At 58.0% G+C, this 17397-nt stretch carries 16 protein-coding genes; 6 read left to right on the top strand and 10 right to left on the bottom strand.

All coding sequences use genetic code 11. From position 1 onward, the window contains the following. The first annotated feature begins 180 nt into the window (after positions 1–180). Both hemP and Q0816_RS16020 read left to right on the top strand, forming a co-directional pair. A complete protein-coding gene (hemP, locus tag Q0816_RS16025; protein ID WP_298852604.1) occupies positions 181–348 on the top strand; it encodes a hemin uptake protein HemP in 168 nt (55 codons plus the stop codon). After that, positions 345–821: a hypothetical protein gene (locus tag Q0816_RS16020; protein ID WP_298852337.1), complete on the top strand. Its 477-nt coding sequence runs from the start codon at positions 345–347 to the stop codon at positions 819–821. The genes hemP and Q0816_RS16020 overlap by 4 nt, the downstream gene beginning before the upstream one ends. 50 nt (positions 822–871) lie before the next feature. On the opposite strand, the gene Q0816_RS16015 is transcribed toward Q0816_RS16020, so the two are convergent. From Q0816_RS16015 to Q0816_RS15980, 8 genes are all read right to left on the bottom strand, one after another. Further along, complete coding sequence (locus tag Q0816_RS16015) at positions 872–3937, bottom strand: aminotransferase class III-fold pyridoxal phosphate-dependent enzyme (RefSeq protein WP_298852335.1); 3066 nt, start codon at positions 3935–3937, stop codon at positions 872–874. Positions 3938–3969: 32 nt separating this feature from the next. After that, positions 3970–4914, bottom strand: coding sequence for an NAD(P)-dependent oxidoreductase (locus tag Q0816_RS16010; RefSeq protein WP_298852332.1), 945 nt, complete (start codon positions 4912–4914; stop codon positions 3970–3972). 18 nt (positions 4915–4932) lie between these two features. After that, on the bottom strand, positions 4933–5322 hold the full coding sequence (gene cueR, locus Q0816_RS16005; RefSeq protein WP_298852329.1) for a Cu(I)-responsive transcriptional regulator: 390 nt from the start codon (positions 5320–5322) through the stop codon (positions 4933–4935). Further along, complete coding sequence (locus tag Q0816_RS16000; protein WP_298852327.1) at positions 5319–7787, bottom strand: copper-translocating P-type ATPase; 2469 nt, start codon at positions 7785–7787, stop codon at positions 5319–5321. Before Q0816_RS16000 ends, cueR begins: the two co-directional genes overlap by 4 nt. A 78-nt stretch (positions 7788–7865) precedes the next feature. Further along, positions 7866–8630, bottom strand: a complete 765-nt coding sequence (locus tag Q0816_RS15995) for an SDR family oxidoreductase (RefSeq protein WP_298852326.1) — start codon at positions 8628–8630, stop codon at positions 7866–7868. After that, complete coding sequence (locus Q0816_RS15990; protein ID WP_298852324.1) at positions 8627–9559, bottom strand: SDR family oxidoreductase; 933 nt, start codon at positions 9557–9559, stop codon at positions 8627–8629. The genes Q0816_RS15995 and Q0816_RS15990 overlap by 4 nt, the downstream gene beginning before the upstream one ends. Then, positions 9556–10458 carry a bile acid:sodium symporter family protein gene (locus Q0816_RS15985; RefSeq protein ID WP_298852322.1) on the bottom strand — a complete coding sequence of 301 codons (903 nt, stop codon included), beginning with the start codon at positions 10456–10458 and terminating at the stop codon, positions 9556–9558. Before Q0816_RS15985 ends, Q0816_RS15990 begins: the two co-directional genes overlap by 4 nt. After that, positions 10455–11771 carry an NAD(P)-binding domain-containing protein gene (locus Q0816_RS15980; RefSeq protein ID WP_298852320.1) on the bottom strand — a complete coding sequence of 439 codons (1317 nt, stop codon included), beginning with the start codon at positions 11769–11771 and terminating at the stop codon, positions 10455–10457. Before Q0816_RS15980 ends, Q0816_RS15985 begins: the two co-directional genes overlap by 4 nt. Positions 11772–11836: 65 nt before the next feature. Between Q0816_RS15980 and Q0816_RS15975 the strand changes: the two genes are divergently transcribed. Both Q0816_RS15975 and Q0816_RS15970 read left to right on the top strand, forming a co-directional pair. Next, complete coding sequence (locus Q0816_RS15975) at positions 11837–12499, top strand: TetR/AcrR family transcriptional regulator (protein ID WP_298852318.1); 663 nt, start codon at positions 11837–11839, stop codon at positions 12497–12499. A 304-nt stretch (positions 12500–12803) separates the two neighbouring features. Next, positions 12804–13499 (top strand): THxN family PEP-CTERM protein, encoded by a 696-nt coding sequence (locus Q0816_RS15970; RefSeq protein WP_298852315.1) that lies wholly within the window; start codon positions 12804–12806, stop codon positions 13497–13499. A gap of 544 nt (positions 13500–14043) precedes the next feature. On the opposite strand, the gene Q0816_RS15965 is transcribed toward Q0816_RS15970, so the two are convergent. Together Q0816_RS15965 and Q0816_RS15960 are read right to left on the bottom strand one after the other, a co-directional pair. Further along, positions 14044–14664: a pyridoxamine 5'-phosphate oxidase family protein gene (locus tag Q0816_RS15965; RefSeq protein WP_298852313.1), complete on the bottom strand. Its 621-nt coding sequence runs from the start codon at positions 14662–14664 to the stop codon at positions 14044–14046. A gap of 11 nt (positions 14665–14675) precedes the next feature. Next, complete coding sequence (locus Q0816_RS15960) at positions 14676–15140, bottom strand: nuclear transport factor 2 family protein (protein ID WP_298852311.1); 465 nt, start codon at positions 15138–15140, stop codon at positions 14676–14678. A 304-nt stretch (positions 15141–15444) separates the two neighbouring features. Between Q0816_RS15960 and Q0816_RS15955 the strand changes: the two genes are divergently transcribed. After that, on the top strand, positions 15445–16008 hold the full coding sequence (locus Q0816_RS15955) for a TetR/AcrR family transcriptional regulator (protein ID WP_298852308.1): 564 nt from the start codon (positions 15445–15447) through the stop codon (positions 16006–16008). Positions 16009–16148: 140 nt separating this feature from the next. Continuing rightward, positions 16149–17306, top strand: a complete 1158-nt coding sequence (locus Q0816_RS15950; protein ID WP_298852305.1) for an acyl-CoA dehydrogenase family protein — start codon at positions 16149–16151, stop codon at positions 17304–17306. Positions 17307–17397: the final 91 nt, after the last annotated feature.

Below are 17397 nucleotides of genomic sequence, written 5' to 3'. Positions count from 1 at the left end.
CAAGACCTAACGCGCCTTGTACCAGGCCGCAATCGCTTGTGTTAAAACGACACTTGACAATCCTTACTAAAATAATCAGATTAAATCACAGGAACAGAAAGCCAACCCTTTCGGGGTCAGCCAGATCACATGAAACGCGATAGATATGGCACCATGCCGAAACGCTCTGGAGATGTCCCGATGAACCTACAGAACCCGACCCCAACCCAAGGTTATGCTGTCTCGATGCTTCCCGCGCATAAGGCCGAGGAACTGACCAAGGGCGGCAACCTGGCTCATATCGAACTGGGCGATCAACTCTATACACTGCGCATCACACGCGCAGGAAAACTGATCCTCACAAAATGAGCAGGCAATCGATGCGCGGCGGCGCAGCGGTTGGCCGTCTTGCCGATCTCGAACCCGTCGAAGCGGGTGCCGTGATGTATTTACGGATGTGGAGCGACGGTGAGGGCGGTCGTACAGATGCTGCCAGCGATTTTAACATCGCCCTGGGCTCGGAGGCCGGGCGTGTCGCAATGCTGACGCTGGATCGCTTGTGCTCACTTTGCGCTACGTATGGTCGTCGTCCTCTGATCCGGCATGGTCTTGGATGTGCCTGCCTTGGCGCAGATGAGAACTGTTTTGCTCAGATGATCGCGGCTGCCTCCGAAGGCGCGCGTGAAGACGCGATGATGATTGCATCCTTGATCGTGCGTCCGGATTTTGCGCCTGCTCTGGCGTCTTTGTCAGAAGAACTGGGCCTGACGCTCAGGCGCATGACAGCGGGTTTCAAGATGCCGACCACCGGCCACCAGACCCCCTCGACCGTGCTCCACTGATCACATGTGCAGAACGGTTAAACCCCGGCGATGCGTCGGGGTTTTTTTGTTCAGCAACACCCGCATCCTGCGTGGTGATGGTCATGATCGCAAACCGGGGCGGGGGTGTAGTCGCCCACCTCTGACAACACGTCCCGCAAGGCCCACAGGATCATGTCCACATCTTCGGCTTCGATTGTCAGGGGCGGTCTGATTTTCAGGATGTTGTCCTTCGGTCCTTCGCTGCCGATCAGAATGCGATGATCGCGCATCCGGTTCTTGACATAGCTGCAAATCTCGGTGCCTTCGCTCCCGTCGGTGTTGATCAGTTCGACGCCCAGAAACAGGCCCATGCCCCGCACATCACCCACGCATTCGAAATTGGCTTCGATCTGGTACAGCCCGGTCATCAAGCGCTCACCCATTCGGGCGGCATTGTCCTGCAACCCTTCGTCGTCAACGATATCCAGCACTTCTTTGCCGATCCGGCAGGACAGGGTCGAGCCGCCAAAGGTCGAAAAGAACTCGATCCCGTTGTTGAAGCTCTCGGCAATCTCCTTGGTCGCTACCAAAACGCCCAAGGGGTGCCCGTTGCCGATGGGTTTGCCCATCACCACGATATCCGGAAGTGCGCTCTGGTGTTCGAAGCCAAAGTAATATTCGCCCAGACGCCCTAGGCCTGTCTGCACCTCATCGGCGATGCACACGCCGCCAGCGGCGCGGATCTTTTCATAAACTGCAGGCAGATAACCCTTGGGCGGAATGATCTGCCCGCCAACCGACGGGAAGGTTTCCGCGATGAACCCGGCCACGCCTTGCCCCCGGTTCAGCAAGGCCGCAATTGCAGGGTCCACAAGATCGGCAAATCTCTGTGCCCTGTCCGCATCGTCGCGTTTGAACGACCCGCGGTAGTCATCGGCAACCTCGACCAGCTCAACCCAATCGGCCTTCCCGATGCCGCCAGGTTTGTTGAACTTGTAAGCCGAGATCGCCACAGCCGCGTTCGTATTGCCATGATAGCCATGATCCGGCGTCACGATCCCCTTGGCACCGGTATGCGCGCGGGCCAATCGCAGAGCCAGTTCATTGGCCTCAGTGCCTGAGTTGACAAAGAAACAGACCTCGAAATGATCCGGCAGTTTGGACAGGATCTTGTCGGCAAAAGCTGTCTGAGCCGGATGCAGATAACGGGTGTTCGAATTCACCCGCCTCAGCTGATCCGCCGCCACGGCCTGAATGCGCGGATGCGCATGGCCGACATGGGGGACGTTGTTATAGGCGTCCAGATAAGGGCGGCCCCATTCGTCAAACAGATGATGTTTCCACCCACGCATCAGCATGACCGGATCATCATAGGTCAGCGACAGGTTACCCCCAAAGTGATCGCGGCGCCCCTGCAGGATCACCTGCTTGTCGGTGGGTTGATAGAACACCTTGTCATCCGGCAAGTTCAACAATGCCGCCGGGTTCGGGCAGACCGCGTTCCACAGATCCATTTCGTCGGGATCGCCGACACCGGGCCAGTCCGCCTCCATGCCATCGGTGGTCAAAGCCAGTTGGAAATGCACATGCGGCGCCCATCCGCCATTCTGGCTGGCATCGCCTAGCCGGGCAAACGCTGCCCCTTGCGCAACCGGGTCGCCGGGTTTCAGCCGCTCACAGAATTCCGGGTCCAGATGGCCATAGAGTGTATAGAACGGATCACCTTCGGGCGTTTCGTGGTGCAGGATGATCACACCACCATAGTCGAGGTGGTTGTCCCGGTTCTCGACCACTTCAACCCGCCCGCTCATCGGCGCGTGCAGCACCGTTCCGGCGGGCGCAAACACATCCACCGCCAAATGCACCGTTCGCCGGTCCGAGGCTTTCCACGGCCCCTTGCGGAACCCCGGCTCGGCATAGATCAGGCGGGGCTCGTTATAATACCCCAGCCACAGACCCTCACCGTATTCCTCGCCCACCCGTGCGGCCTCGGCCAAAGGCATGTGGAACGGATTCTGTGGCCAGACGCAGTTTTCAACGGACAGCGATCCCATGGGCACATCGCTCAGATCCTGACCGAACATTTCGGCAAAATGACCCCGGTGACCCTGCAGATAGGTGTGGATGCGTTCGGCCCCATCGACGACAGGCAAGCCACAGGCCGCCCGCAACCGCGCCGACATCAGCCCACCATTGACCGAGGCGTTTTCAAGGAAACGCCACGCCGGAGCCTGAGAAATGGTCACATAAGGATCATCCGGGTTCTCGGCCGCCATCAGGGTCGAGTTGACCACCGATACCGCCAGTCGCATCCGCAGCAGCGGCCAAATCAAGTCAACCTCACCTGCGCTCAACCGATTGGCCGCGTGATAGCCCTTTACCAGCGCGGCCAGCGCCCGTTCCGGTTTGGAATGATCCAACACGATGTAAGCCCCGGCAATCGCCAGTTCGCAGATCCGCGGCGCGGCACACATATCGCCCAGATCAATCAGGCCCGAGATCCGCCGCCGTTCACTCAATTCCCCTTCGACCAGAATGTTATAATCATTGGCGTCGTTGTGGATGGCCTGTTTCGGCAGATCCGCCAGCGCGCCCGAGATTGCAACAAATTCCGCGTAGATTTCCGTCAGCACAGCCTGTCGAGTGGGGTCCGAAATTACACCCAGCTTGTCTGCAATCCAGCCCGCCTGCATCAGGTCCCATTTGAATTCCGGTCGATGCAATCCCTCATGCTCAAACCCTTCCAAGGCCCGATCGGTTGCTCCCAGCACGCGCCCCAGTTTCAGGATCAGTTCTTGGGATTTTGGCGCAGCCTTCGCATAACAATGGCCCGGCAGGCACTCCAGCAACCACACCAGCCTTGGTTGCCCCTCGGAATCTGCAATTTCCGGTAGCACTGCGTCGTTCAGATTCGGGAATACTTTGGGAAACGGCAACCCGGGCGCTTGCGATGCGATACGCGTCAGCGTCTGAATTTGCAGTTGCACAAGACCGGCATCGCAGCCTGCCCGCATGACTTTCAGCACATAGTCCTGACCATTGGTGGCCTGTACCAGAAAGTTCAGGTCATATTCACCATCCAGCCGTGTCAACCGTGCGTCCAGTCCCCAGTGCTGACGCAGCGCATCCGCCCAGAACTTCACCAATTCGCTCATGTCGTTCTCCGTCCCGCTACACCCGGGATTCTTTAGTCCAATGCGCGCAGCCGTTTAAACAGCGACGACGTATCCCACCGCCCACCGCCCAGTTTCTGCACATCTTTGTAAAACTGATCGACCAGCGCGGTCACGGGCAGTGAGGCACCATTGACGTTGGCCGCATCCATGCAAATACCCAGATCCTTGCGCATCCAATCCACGGCAAACCCATGGTCAAAATGATCGTCCAGCATCGTCTCGTGGCGGTTCACCATCTGCCAGCTTCCGGCCGCGCCCTGGCTGATCACCTCAACCACGGATCGCCCGTCCAACCCCGCTTTCTCGGCAAAATGCAATGCCTCGCTGAGAGCCTGGACCAAACCGGCAATGGCGATCTGGTTGCACATCTTGGTCAACTGGCCTGCACCGCTGTCACCGATGCGGCGGCAAATCTTCGAATAGACATCCATCAACGGCTCAACCGCATCATACGCGCCCTGATCTCCGCCGCACATGATGGACAGAACCCCGTTTTCAGCCCCAGCCTGACCGCCCGAGATCGGGGCGTCGACAAAGGCGATCCCCTGCGCGGCTCCGGCTTCGTAAAGCTCTCGCGTGACGTCTGCCGAGACTGTTGTGTGATCGACGAAGATGGCCCCGTCGGACATGCCCTGAAACGCACCGTCCTCGGCTGAGCAGATCATGCGCAGATCGTCGTCATTTCCCACGCAGGCCATTACGAATTCCGCGCTTTTGACCGCATCTTTCGGAGTCGCCCCCATGGCACCACCATGCTGCGCCACCCAGGCTTCGGCCTTGGCGGTTGTGCGGTTGTAGACGGTGACGTCATGACCTGCGGCCTGCAGATGTCCGGCCATGGGATAGCCCATGACACCAAGGCCAAGGAACGCGACTTTTGCCATTTTGTGATCCTCTCCGCTGTTCGGTCGGCACGTGTGACCGAATTGTCTGGCGAAGACAAAGCAAAGCTGCACGCAAAGGGCAACCCCGTGTCAGCTTTTCCCGCCCAGATCCTGCAGGATCGGGCAATCGGGCCGGTCGTCTCCGGCGCAGGCGTCGACCAGGTGGCTTAGCGTATCACGCATGGCTTTCAGGTCGGCGATCTTGGTCTCGATCTGCGCCAGATGATCCCGCGCCACCCGTTTCACATCAGCGCTGGCGCGGGTTTCATCCTCATACAGGGCCAGCAGCGTTCGACAATCCTCGATGGTGAACCCAAGCGCACGGGCGCGGCCCAGGAAGTTCAGTTTGTGCACATCCTGATCGCGAAACCGGCGATAGCCGTTGTCGTCGCGCAGCGGTTTGATCAGGTCGATATCCTCATAATACCGGATCGTCTTGGCAGGCAGGCCGGTGCGGGTAGAGACATCTCCGATATTCATGCGTGCACCTCCTTGGGGGCCGAGGCCGGGTTTTCCGCCACACTGGCACGAACGTGACGCAGGCGCAGCGCATTCGAGACCACAAAGACACTCGACAGTGCCATCGCACCGGCCGCCAGTGCCGGGGAAAGCAGATGCCCTCCGAACGGGTACAGTGCACCAGCGGCTACCGGGATCAGAAGGACATTATAACCGAAGGCCCACCCAAGGTTCTGGCGGATGTTCCGCATCGTCCGACGGCTGATTTCGGTCGCATTTGCAACCCCGCGCAGATCACCGGACATCAGCACAACGTCGGCTGTTTCGATGGCCACATCCGTGCCGGTTCCGATGGCGATGCCGATATCCGCAGACGCCAGCGCGGGGGCATCGTTGATCCCGTCGCCAACAAAGGCCAGCGTTCCGAACTGATCCCGCAGGACCGTGATCGCATCTACCTTTCCATCGGGCAGCACCTCGGCAGTGACATGATCGATCCCAAGCCGGTCGGCCAAAGCCTGCGCCGTGCGCGCGTTGTCTCCGGTGACCATGGCCACGGTCATCCCCATCTGGTGCAACCGTTCCAGCGCCTCTTCTGCGCCGGGCTTGATCGGATCAGACACAGATAACGTTGCTGCGGCCCGCCCATCCAGCGCTACAAACAGAGGGGTTGCACCTTCTGCGGCGCGGGTCTCTGCCTCGTCTGCTAAAACCCCAAGGTCGATCCCACGTTGTTGCATCAGCTTGTGCGATCCGATCAGAACATCCCTGCCTTCAACCAAACCTTGCACACCAAGCCCGGTAAGCGACCGCACATCCGATGCCTGCGGCAGCGTCGCGGGGCCAGCGCGGGTGATGGCCGACGCAATCGGGTGCTCCGATCGTGTCTCAAGGGCGGCGGCGAGCCGCACAACCTCGTCTTCTTCAAATCCGTTCGCTGTAGAAACGCTGTCCAGTTCCGGACGACCGAGTGTCAGAGTCCCGGTCTTGTCCAGCGCGATGACGCGTGCCTGCTGAAGCTGTTGCAAGGCATCGCCTTTACGGAACAAAACCCCCAACTCCGCTGCACGCCCGGTGCCCACCATGATTGAAGTGGGTGTGGCCAGACCCATGGCGCAGGGGCAGGCGATGATCAGCACGGAAACACCTGCGACCAATGCCAGAGGCAGGGCGGGGCTTGGGCCAAAGATCAGCCAGATCAAGACGGTGATCACAGCAACGGCGATAACCGTAGGGACAAAGCGATAGGTGATCCGATCGACCAGCCCCTGAATGGGCAGCTTCGCCCCTTGTGCCTGCTGCACCATGCGGATGACCTGCGCCAGAACGGTGTCGCCGCCTACACGCGTGGCGCGTGCACGTAATGCGCCTGTTCCATTTACTGTGCCGCCGACAACTGACGCACCTGTCGACTTGCCGACTGGCACTGGCTCGCCTGTGATCATGGCTTCGTCGACGTAGGAGGTGCCCTCGACCACTTCGGCATCCACCGGCACGCGTTCGCCGGGGCGGATGTGCAGGATATCTCCGACGGTTATTTCAGCAATTGGACGGTCCTGCATCTGGCCGTCGACTTCAACGCGTGCAGTCTTCGGCTGGAGGCCCACCAGCTTACGTATCGCGGTCCCGGTTTTGCCCTTGGCGCGCGCCTCCATGAGTCGGCCCAGAAGGATCAGAACCACGATCACTGCAGCGGCCTCGAAATAGACATTGGCCGTACCCTGCGGCAGCACGCCGGGCGCGAATGTGGCCGTGACCGAATATAGGTAAGCCGCCCCGGTTCCCAGCGCGACCAGCGCGTTCATGTCCGGCGTGCCCTGCAGCAGGGATGGGATGCCCTTGCGGTAAAACACGCGGCCAGGCCCGATCAGCAGGGTTGATGTCAGGACAAATTGAATGAGCTGGCTGGATTGCGCGCCGATGGTTGCGTGCACCCAGTGATGGAAGGCGGGGATCATATGCCCGCCCATCTCAAGAATGAAGACTGGCAGGGCGAGGGTGGCGGCAAGAATCGTGGTGCGGGTCAGACTTTGAATTTCATCCTCTTCGCGGTTTTCAGGTCCTGAAACGTCTTGAACCCGCGCGGGATATCCAATTTCGGTTATCACCTGAGCCAGCGACTCTGGCGCTGTTGCGCCCGTAGCATAGTTCACGGTGGCAGTTCGGGTCGCCAGATTGACCTGTGCTTCGATGACACCGGGGCTAGAGGTCAGCGCGCGTTCGATCTTGGCGACGCAGGACGCGCAACTCATGCCGTCTATGCTCAGATCTGCCTGACTGCTTTCAGCTGGATAACCTACCGCATCCAGTGCTTCGGTCAGGGCTGTAATGGGTCCGTCAAAGGCCACCTGCGCTGACTTGGTCGCGAAATTGACCGAGGCCGCATCGACCCCCGGTACATTGCGCAGCGCCGCTTCGACGCGGCCCACACAGGACGCACATCCCATGCCGGTAATTTTCAGCTCTGTCAGTGCCTCTTGCGCCATGCGACTCGTCCCGGAAGTTTCGTTGCCCTCCAAATGGGGGTTCCAGTGACCGGAAGGTCAAGAGCCTATGGCTATTTTCTATTGCCCTGACCCACACATATTTCGTTCCATCATACGCTGATAGAAGCGTGGTGACAGGCGGTTGAGCCACCAAGACAGGCGCGCCACACGACCGACCGGGATCATAAGGTGAGATTTGTCCAGCCCGCGCAGGATTGTCTCAGCCGCAGCCTCGGGGCTCATTTCATCCATCCCGTCCTTTGCCGATCCGGGGCGCGCGGTTCCGTCTGCTTGTTCATGAGCGTTACCGGGATTGGTGGCCACAAAGGACGGTGCTGCGATCTGGACCTGAACGCCATGAGACTTTTCTTCGGAGCGGAGCGACTTGAAGAAGCCTTCAAGCGCGTGTTTCGACGCGGCATAAGCCGTCCGATGATAAAGGGGTGCGAACCCAGCCACGGATGAGATGGCCAGATGTGTCCCCTTTGACGCCCGTACTGGTTGCAGAAATGCGCGGGCCATTTCAACGGCTGCAAAATAGTTGATGTCGAAGACCATTCGGTGACTGGCGGCGTCAGACTGATCAAATCCCCGAATTTGAGTGACTCCCGCGTTGTAAATGACAAGATCAACGCTGTCGCTGGATGTGATCGCCTTTTGGGACGCACTGGCAAGTTGTTCGGGGTCTGTCAGATCACAGGCAATCGGTAACTGGTTCGATCTGGAGTTCAGGCCCGAAACATCAAGGTCCAGCAGCACGACCCGCCAGCCACGGTCTTGAAGGGCTATGCTCAGGGCCTGTCCCAAACCGCCCGCCCCGCCGGATATGACGGCCGTCTTCATAGCCCGGCCTGCTTTTGCCAGAATGCGAAAACCTCAGCGCTGGTTTTTTTGGGTATGTACCCGAACTCGGACTTCAAGGCAGAGTTATCCAGAACCGGTCGATATTGAAGGAACCGCACCTGTTCTGGCCCGTAACGCGACAGGCCGAGCGGTCGCGCCACGGCCAAGGCGGCTTTCAGCACCCACGTAGGCAAGCGCCGAACCGGTTTGCCCATGGCGCGGGCCAGGTCGGTCACACCCATCGCACCATCTCCAGCGACGTTGTAAATACCGGGTGGCCCGTCGGTTGCTGCGCGCTGCAGGATACGTGCCAGATCGTGCGTCCAGATAAAAACAAACGGGCTGTCGCTGCCGGATACTGCCAGCAGGCGCGGTTTGTGAAACAGGGCGGTTATCTGGTTTTCGGTTCCAGCCCCCAGAACTGTTCCCACGCGCAGAATGACTTGTTCAAGATCAGGGGAAGCGCTGCGAGCTTCAGCTAATATTTCTTCGACCTGGCGTTTGTGATCGGAATAGGGGAACTCTGGATTGCCTCGCAGAGGATCGTCCTCACATAACGGCACAGGGTTGTCGGCGTGATACCCATAAGCAGCACCGGAGGACGTTACCACCAACCGGCGCACGCCATTGGCAATTGCTGCGTTCATCACCTTGCGCGTGCCTTCGACGTCAACCGCATAAGCCGCCGCGCGTCCCATCTTTGGCGGCGGGGTCACGATCGAGGCCAGATGCACGATCACATCCGGTTTCACCTTGGCGATCACACGCGCAGGGGCGTCGGTTGTAACGTCCATAGGCAGATAGGGGATGTTTTCCGGGAGAACATCCGGTCGTCTAACGTCGGTGGCAAAGACCTGGTGGCCTTCCAGTTCGGGCAACAGCGCTTGCCCGACCATACCGGCGGCACCTGTGATCAGGATACCGGTCATCGCGCAGCCTCGGTTCGGGCCATGACTGAAGCCAGGGCAATGCCCGAGATCGCGTGCCAGATGCCCCAGAACGCTGCGACGACGGCCATGCCGCCCAGCCCGTGGAAGAAGGCAAAGATCAAGACCAACCCAAGGCCTGAATTCTGAATCCCGGTCTCGATGGTGATGGCGCGCCGATCAAAGGGGGACAGCCGGGTCAGAGTGGCCACAACCCAACCGCCCCCCAGTGCCAAGGCGTTGTGAAGGATCACAAGCCCGGCAACAGCCCCGGCAAAACTGAGGAAGAACCCCCAATTTGCACCTAGGGCAAGTAAGATGAATGCCGCAAAAATACCCATCGACAGGTATTGCAACGGCGCGCGCAACCGTGCGGTCAGGGCAGGGCGTTGTTGGTTCAGTGCTATGCCCAGAACCAGGGGCAAGATCAGCATCAGCCCGACAAGAATGGCGATTTGCATCGGATCAATCTGAGTCTGCTGCAGGATCGCGCGGGTTGGCGGATACAGCCCGCCCCAAAGCGCAATGTTGAAGGGCGTCATGAAAATCGCACCAATGGTGGCAAAGGCGGTCATCGACACCGACAGCGCCGCGTTCCCACCAGCCCGGTGGGTTATGAAGTTCGAAATATTGCCCCCTGGACAAGCCGCAACTAGGATCAGCCCCAGCGCGATCGACGGGCGCGGGGTCATTATCCACACAAGCGCAAAGGTCAGCGCAGGCAGGACCACGAACTGTGACACCAGCCCGACAATCACTGGTTTGGGCGCGCGTCGCAGACGGTCAAAATCCCGAGGCGCCAAATCGATCGCGATAGAGAACATCACAATCGCCAGTATCGCGTTCAACAGCGTCAGCGATGCCGGGCTGAAATTCAGCGTAATCTCGTCGATACCACTCATGTGGCGGCTTTCCGCAGCCGTTCAATCCAGCCGGTGACGGCGTTTCTGTAAGTGGCCTTATCCACGTAATACGCCATGCGGGGCAGGTCGATATAGTTCATGCCTCCGGTGGCGCGCGTATAGTCTTTTTGTTTTTCGGATTTCAGATCGGCCGCCGCCGGGCAGCCTTTTTGTAGGCCCTTGATATAGCGCGCCACCATCTCGGCCTGCTCATGCCTTCCCTGCCAGCCAAGACCCGTGGCCTCGACCATTCCCAGCACAAACAGATCGTCACGTTCGGGATGTATGGTGTTCAGATAAAGATGCGGGGCATCGCCCTGCCAATTCAGAAGATCCCTGTCGATGAACGGATAGTGCAGCTTGTATCCGGTTGCGGCGAGGATCATGTCATAGTCTTCGCTGGAGCCGTCCTTGAAATGTACGGTGTGACCCTCCAGCCGGTCGATGTCGGGGCGAATGTGCAGATCGCCATGGCCCGCGTGATACAGCACCAGCGAATTTACCACTGGATGGCTTTCGTAAAGCTGATAATCCGGCTTGGGAAAGCCGTATTTCTGCGGATCACCGACAAACCAACTTAAGATCAGGCTATCGACCTTGCGCTTTAACCACATGGGCAGGCGGATCTTGCCGCCCATCGTGTCAGCAGGTTTTCCAAAGACGTATTTCGGTACAAAGTAATACCCACGGCGCATCGACAGATCGCAGCGTTTCGCGTGATGGATCGCGTCCACCGCAATATCGCATCCGGAATTGCCCGCGCCCACGACCAACACACGCTTGCCGTCGAATTGGCCGGGGTATCGATACTGCGAGGCATGGATCAACGCGCCGTCAAACGAGCCCGGAAAACTGGGCATGTTCGGCTCTGACAAAGTGCCATTTGCAATCAGAACGCCAGCGAACTCTGCCTGGTGGTCGCCGTCTACATCCCGCCAACAGACGCGCCAGCCGTCACCCGGTTTGCCCAGCGGCGTGATCTCGATGACCTCTGCGTTGAATCTGTAACTCTCACGCAGCCCGAAATGATCGGCAAAGGCACGGAAATAGTCGCGCATTGCCCGATGCGAGGGATACTCGGCCACCGCCTCATCCATCGGGTAGTCCTCGAACTCAGTCATACGCTTGGACGAAATCAGATGCGCGGTTTCATACATGGTTGATTTTGGCGCGTCGATGTCCCACAGACCGCCCACATCTGAATGCAGTTCGAACCCCTGAAATGCGATGCCCTGTTCCTTGAGCACCTTGGCCGCGGCCAAACCCATCGGCCCCGCCCCGATCAGGGCGAATGCGTCGCGCGTCTCTGTCATGAACCCTCCCAAAGTTCGTGAGGCTTAACTTGAACGAACGACCAAAGTAAGGCAAGATGAATTTCATGACGCTGAAAAACCCAGAAAAACCAAGGCAAAGGGCACCGTCCAAGCGGTCTCTGGAAACCAGGGCACGGATCATGAATGCGGCCGAGACCGTCTTTGCCGAACGGGGATTCGAAGGCGCGTCGATCCGGGATATCGCGGCGCTTGCGGGGGTTCAGATCGGCCTTGTGCATCACCACGGCGGCGGCAAGGAGGAGCTTTTCTATCGCACCGTCGCGCGGCGGGCGGGGGAGCTGGCGCAGCTTCGGATCGACGCGCTGAACAGGGCCAAGGCAGCAGGTCCGCTGACGCTGCACAGCATCTTGGACAGCTTTATCCGCCCCTATGTGGAACTGGCTGAAACGGGTGGATCAGGATGGGTGGCGTATGGGCGGCTTGTGGCCCATGTGTCGGTCGACCCCAGATGGCGAGGTATAGCAGCCGAATGCTTCGATCCCACCGCGCAGCTTTTCATCACCGAGATTGCCGCGCTTTACCCGGATGTCGATCCGGCCGTGTTGGCCAGCGGTCAGGTCTATTCCGTCTCGGCGATGCTGGCCCATCTCAACAGTGGCTGGCGGGTCGAGGCCCTGTCGCAGGGCGGTGATCTGTCGGGCGTCGAGCGTCTGGTGGATTTCTGCTGTGCCGGGATCGGCGCGATGGTTCGATCCGGCCGCGATTGAACGCGGCTCATGACCCGCCCCGCAGTTCTCTTGGCTGATGGTAGAGACATCCTTTGGTTTCAGGACTGACCATTTTTCCAGCAGCAGAGATTAACGGAGGCACGGCCGTAGTTTCCAAATCGGCGGCAATGATCGCAAATGACGCTATTGTTTTGAATTTTGCTGGGTATTGAGTGGAAACTGCCTTGATTGCGGTGAAAACGTGGCGTCAATGTGGCGCTCTTCATTAAGGTGTGATTAGTTTGGATGGCACTCGTAAAGGGTGTGAGTTGTAAATGGTGTTTCTGTTTTGAGGGTTGGGGACATGGTATTTAATCGAAAGATGGCGGCGATTGCAGTCGCAGGTATGATGGCGTCAAGCGGCGCTTCGGCACTGACTATTTCCGGCATTACACCGTCCTGGCAAAATGTCACCCCGACCAGCGGCGTTACCGAAAGCGCCTCAGGTTCGACGATCTCTCTTCGTTGGGGAAGTGGCAGCAGCCCGAGTGGTTATGATTTCACCCCTATTGGCACACCGATTTCCGGCCTGTTGCCCGACACGGCATTTGCACTCGGACAATTCACCCACCTGAATTTTCCAATCAGGGGCACAACTCTAAGTTCCGTTGACCTCATGGTCGACATTCTCATCAATGGCGGACCTCTTGTGTCATCGACGTTCGCGATTACACATGATGAAACGCTGAACCGTCCGAGCAACTGCCCTGCAGATACAACGCCGTGCGACGATATCGTGACCATTACCAATACGCTGGGTTCAGAAACTTTCAGCTTCGGTGGGCAGAATTATGTGTTCTCGGTGCTTGGATTTTCTCAGGACGGCGGCTCTACAATTTCCAACGGCTTCATGACGGTGGAAAACATGCAAAATCAGGCATTGCTTTACGGCCAATACACGATTGCCCCGGTACCGTTGCCTGCCGCTGGTTGGCTGCTTCTTGGGGGCATTAGTGGCCTATTCGCAGTAGGTCGTCGGAAAAAACGTGCAACGGCTTAACCTGGCTTTATCGTGCCCTAGCCATTTCTGGTGGTGTGACATTCCAGGAAGCTTGTCGCTCTGATAAAACCTCATGCCTTCGCTCTCGTAGGGCATGATCCTCAGGAATTTTCACGTGCTAATGACTCGCAACGATACGTGTGATCGTTGCGAGCTTTGCGCTGCGGGCGCTCGGCATTCCTCTTGAACGGTCAGAGTGAGAATTCCCGGCTTCTTCCCGGCCAACCTTTCGACGCAGCCGCAAGTCGAGGCAGGGCGAATAGAATTGGTTCTCGTGATTTTCAAAGGAAAGCTTAAGCCGCCGGAGGATAAGCACAGCACGTCTGACCATTCATCAGTTTTGCTGCAAGTGTTCGAACAATATCTTGCTGAACACGGATGGCGGAGACGTTCGAACAGCACTGGGCGAGACAAAAAACCCGAACATCACGATCAGCAAGATCATGGCGGCACCAGCAAGACACACTGCCGAGAGGTGAAAGACCGAACGAACCATTGTGATAATCCCTGTTCTGAGTACCGCCTTCAAGTGAGATCTGACGCGTCAACCGGACTTGGCCAGCTCTTGCTTCAGCTTTTCGTTTTCCGCCTGCAACTGCGCCAATTGCTGCCCCAGTTTGTTCAGATGGGGGCGTAATTCGGCCTCGGTGAAGCGTGGAGTGATGTGGCGCGGGCAGTTCCAGTCCAGCGCCTCGACACGGATGATCGCAGCGCGTTCCGCCGGAGCTTCGGCCCCCTCGGGGTAGAGACTGGTGGCCGCCGTTTCGCCTTCTGTAAACTCGACCCGCCCCAGGATCTTAAGGCGGCGTTGGTTGGCGTAATCCATCAGGATCATCGCAATGCGATCATTGCCGTCCAGATTCCCGCGCGAGATGTATTGTTTGTTGCCCGAAAAATCCGCGTAGCCGATGGTCTGCGGCCCCAGCACCTTCAGAAATCCCACCGGACCGCCGCGATATTGCACATAGGGCCAGCCGGTTTCCGAAACGGTGGATTGATAAAATCCGTCCCGCGCCTGAATGAACTCTTTCTCTGGCTCTCCGATCAGATGGCCTTGCTGCGGGCCGCCTTCGATGAACTTGGCATAGGTTTTTGCCGATCCCATCCGTTCCTGATGGTCACGGACGGTAGGGGTGAAGGTCAGTTCTGAAAAAGCACGTGGCATGAAGTGTCCTTTCAGAGACCCAGTTCGGACAACCCGGGATGGTCATCGGGGCGTTCACCCAAAGGCCAATGGAACAGGCGGTCGTCTTCGGTAATGGGCAGATCGTTCAGCGAGGCATGGCGATGTGACATGCGCCCGTCCTCGGCAAATTCCCAGTTCTCGTTTCCATACGACCGGAACCACTGGCCGCTGTCATCACGCCACTCATAGGCATAGCGCACTGCGATCCGATTTCCGGCAAAGGCCCAAAGTTCCTTGATCAGGCGATAGTCCAGTTCCTTTCGCCATTTTCGGGTCAGAAACGCGTGGATGTCAGAATGCCCGGACAGGAACTCCGCCCGGTTACGCCATTGACTGTCGTCGGTATAGGCCGGCGTCACGCGGTCGGGATCGCGGCTGTTCCAGGCATTTTCAGCCATGCGCACTTTTTGAGTGGCTGTTTCGAATGTGAAGGGGGGCAGAGGGGGGCGAGACATTATGCAGGGGCTTTCAGGTGAGTGAAGCGGCCAGAAGGGCCATGGTCAGAAGGAACGGGACGTACTGAGGTGGAAAAATGCTGGCGCGGCGTTTCATCAGTCAAATCCTCGGGTGTACAGATCGGTAAACTCATGAACTCAAAGTGTACTGATCTGTTAACTTAAGCAAGGGGAATTTTGACAAAATTTCACAATGAGACCGAGTGGTTCAAAAAGTTTAATTAAAACAGCAAGTTGAATGGATGCCATTGTACTTCGCGCCCCAGGATAATATGTACAGAACGGTACACCATGGAGCCGAATCATGCGCCCAAACAAAAGGGATGAACTGGTCAGCAAGGCCCTGAAGGTCTTTTACCGCGATGGGTTTCACGCGACCGGCATGGACAAGCTGGTGGTGGAAACGGGCGTGTCCAAGACGTCGATGTACAAGCACTTCCGCACCAAGGAAGACCTGATCGTGGCTGCGCTTCGTCTGCGGGATGAGAATTTCCGCAACTGGTTTTTTCAGCGCGTCGACGCAATGGCGGAAACACCGGCCGAGCAAATCATCGCCAGCTTTGATGCCCTGAAAGAATGGTTCGAGGAAGACGGCTTCCGGGGCTGTCTGTTCATCAAGGCCGGGGCCGAGTATCAGGATAAGGATCACCCGATCCATGTACAGGCCGCGGAACACAAACAGCTTTTGCTGGAACATTTTACGATAGTAGCCCAACAGGCCGGCGCGCATGATCCTCAAAAACTCGCGTGTCAGATCGTGCTGTTGCAAGAGGGAGCAATCGTATCCGCCGTTCTGCTCAAGAACTGCGATCCGGCTGAAGACGCCAAGGATGCGGCCAAACACCTGTTGGCCAAAGAACTGGCTTAACCCCGCCAGTCAAAAGGATTCTCTGACATTGCAGGCTGAGGAACGTTGCGTTGTTCCTCAAAGGGACGCCGCGTCACAAGGATTGGCGTGAATCGAACACAGCGCTAGCCTTTCAGGAAAGATTGATTGGAGAGCGTAAGATGTCACTTTTCACTTCGACTGCGGCATGGGTCACTGACGAACACCGCATGTTCGCGGATATGGCGGGTCGGTTCATGGATGACGAAATGTCACCCAATATCGATACCTGGGTCGAAAACGGTGTTGTGGATCGGGATTTTTGGCGCAAGGCGGGTGAAACCGGGCTGATGGCCGGGGCGATCGCCGAGGAATATGGCGGTGTCGGTGGTGGCATGGGCTTTGACGCCATCACCGCTTACGAACAGGGCGCGCGGGGAGATGCCGGTTGGGGATATGGCATTCAGTCGATCGTGACGCATTACCTCACTGCCTATGGCAGCGAAGACCAGAAGCTGAAATGGCTGCCCAAACTGGCCACGGGCGAAATGGTCGGTGCGCTTGCGATGACCGAACCCAGCACCGGCTCGGACGTTCAGGCGGTTCGAACCATGGCCGAGAAAGACGGAAACTCTTACCGGTTGAATGGCTCGAAAATATTTATCACCAATGGACAGACGGCAGATCTGATCATTGTCGCCGCCAAGACGGACAAGTCCTCTGGTGCCCGTGGTGTTTCATTGATCGTCGTAGAAACCGACGGGTCCGAAGGATTTCGCCGGGGGCGGAACCTCAAGAAGCTGGGCATGAAAGGCAACGACACGGCCGAGCTGTTTTTCGAAGATGTCAAAGTGCCGATGACCAACCTTTTGGGGCCCGAGGAAGGGCAGGGCTTTTACCAGCTGATGAAACAGTTGCCCTGGGAACGGCTGAACATCGCGATTATGGCGCTAGGCGCGATTGACTTCGCCATCGCTGAAACGGTGAAATATGTGCAGGAGCGCAGAGCTTTCGGGCAGCGGGTGATGGATTTCCAGAATACCCGGTTCAAGCTGGCGGAATGCAAGACCAAGGCCGAGATTCTGCGCAGCTTTGTCAATGATTGTATCGGCAAGCTGGAAGCAGGTGAGCTAGACGCGGCCACGGCCTCGATGGCCAAATACTGGGGCTCGGAAGTGCAGAACGAAATCATGCATGAATGCCTGCAACTGTTCGGTGGTTATGGGTTCATGATGGAATACCCGATCGCGCGCCTTTATGCGGATGCGCGGGTGCAGATGATTTATGGCGGCACCAATGAGGTCATGAAAGAGTTGATCGCGCGATCACTCGACGTCTGAGGGTATCTGGGCGGCCTCCCGCCCGTCGTCATCATTCCTGACGGAATGCTTCCTCCGGTTGGGCCGGGCAGGCCCGGGCAAAGCCTGCGCC

The sequence above is a fragment of the uncultured Ruegeria sp. genome, from assembly GCF_947497005.1.
In the GTDB taxonomy this organism is placed as follows: Bacteria; Pseudomonadota; Alphaproteobacteria; order Rhodobacterales; family Rhodobacteraceae; genus Ruegeria.
Note: the sequence above shows the minus strand (reverse complement) of the source record. Positions and strands in the feature narration are given on the sequence as shown.

What these genes read in the sequence shown, in the direction of transcription:
- hemP (WP_298852604.1), top strand. Translation starts at nt 181, where the DNA reads ATGAACCTACAGAACCCGACCCCAACCCAAGGTTATGCTGTCTCGATG.
- Q0816_RS16020 (WP_298852337.1), top strand. Translation starts at nt 345, where the DNA reads ATGAGCAGGCAATCGATGCGCGGCGGCGCAGCGGTTGGCCGTCTTGCC.
- Q0816_RS16015 (WP_298852335.1), bottom strand. Translation starts at nt 3,937, where the DNA reads ATGAGCGAATTGGTGAAGTTCTGGGCGGATGCGCTGCGTCAGCACTGG.
- cueR (WP_298852329.1), bottom strand. Translation starts at nt 5,322, where the DNA reads ATGAATATCGGAGATGTCTCTACCCGCACCGGCCTGCCTGCCAAGACG.
- Q0816_RS16000 (WP_298852327.1), bottom strand. Translation starts at nt 7,787, where the DNA reads ATGGCGCAAGAGGCACTGACAGAGCTGAAAATTACCGGCATGGGATGT.
- Q0816_RS15995 (WP_298852326.1), bottom strand. Translation starts at nt 8,630, where the DNA reads ATGAAGACGGCCGTCATATCCGGCGGGGCGGGCGGTTTGGGACAGGCC.
- Q0816_RS15990 (WP_298852324.1), bottom strand. Translation starts at nt 9,559, where the DNA reads ATGACCGGTATCCTGATCACAGGTGCCGCCGGTATGGTCGGGCAAGCG.
- Q0816_RS15985 (WP_298852322.1), bottom strand. Translation starts at nt 10,458, where the DNA reads ATGAGTGGTATCGACGAGATTACGCTGAATTTCAGCCCGGCATCGCTG.
- Q0816_RS15980 (WP_298852320.1), bottom strand. Translation starts at nt 11,771, where the DNA reads ATGACAGAGACGCGCGACGCATTCGCCCTGATCGGGGCGGGGCCGATG.
- Q0816_RS15975 (WP_298852318.1), top strand. Translation starts at nt 11,837, where the DNA reads ATGACGCTGAAAAACCCAGAAAAACCAAGGCAAAGGGCACCGTCCAAG.
- Q0816_RS15970 (WP_298852315.1), top strand. Translation starts at nt 12,804, where the DNA reads ATGGTATTTAATCGAAAGATGGCGGCGATTGCAGTCGCAGGTATGATG.
- Q0816_RS15965 (WP_298852313.1), bottom strand. Translation starts at nt 14,664, where the DNA reads ATGCCACGTGCTTTTTCAGAACTGACCTTCACCCCTACCGTCCGTGAC.
- Q0816_RS15960 (WP_298852311.1), bottom strand. Translation starts at nt 15,140, where the DNA reads ATGTCTCGCCCCCCTCTGCCCCCCTTCACATTCGAAACAGCCACTCAA.
- Q0816_RS15955 (WP_298852308.1), top strand. Translation starts at nt 15,445, where the DNA reads ATGCGCCCAAACAAAAGGGATGAACTGGTCAGCAAGGCCCTGAAGGTC.
- Q0816_RS15950 (WP_298852305.1), top strand. Translation starts at nt 16,149, where the DNA reads ATGTCACTTTTCACTTCGACTGCGGCATGGGTCACTGACGAACACCGC.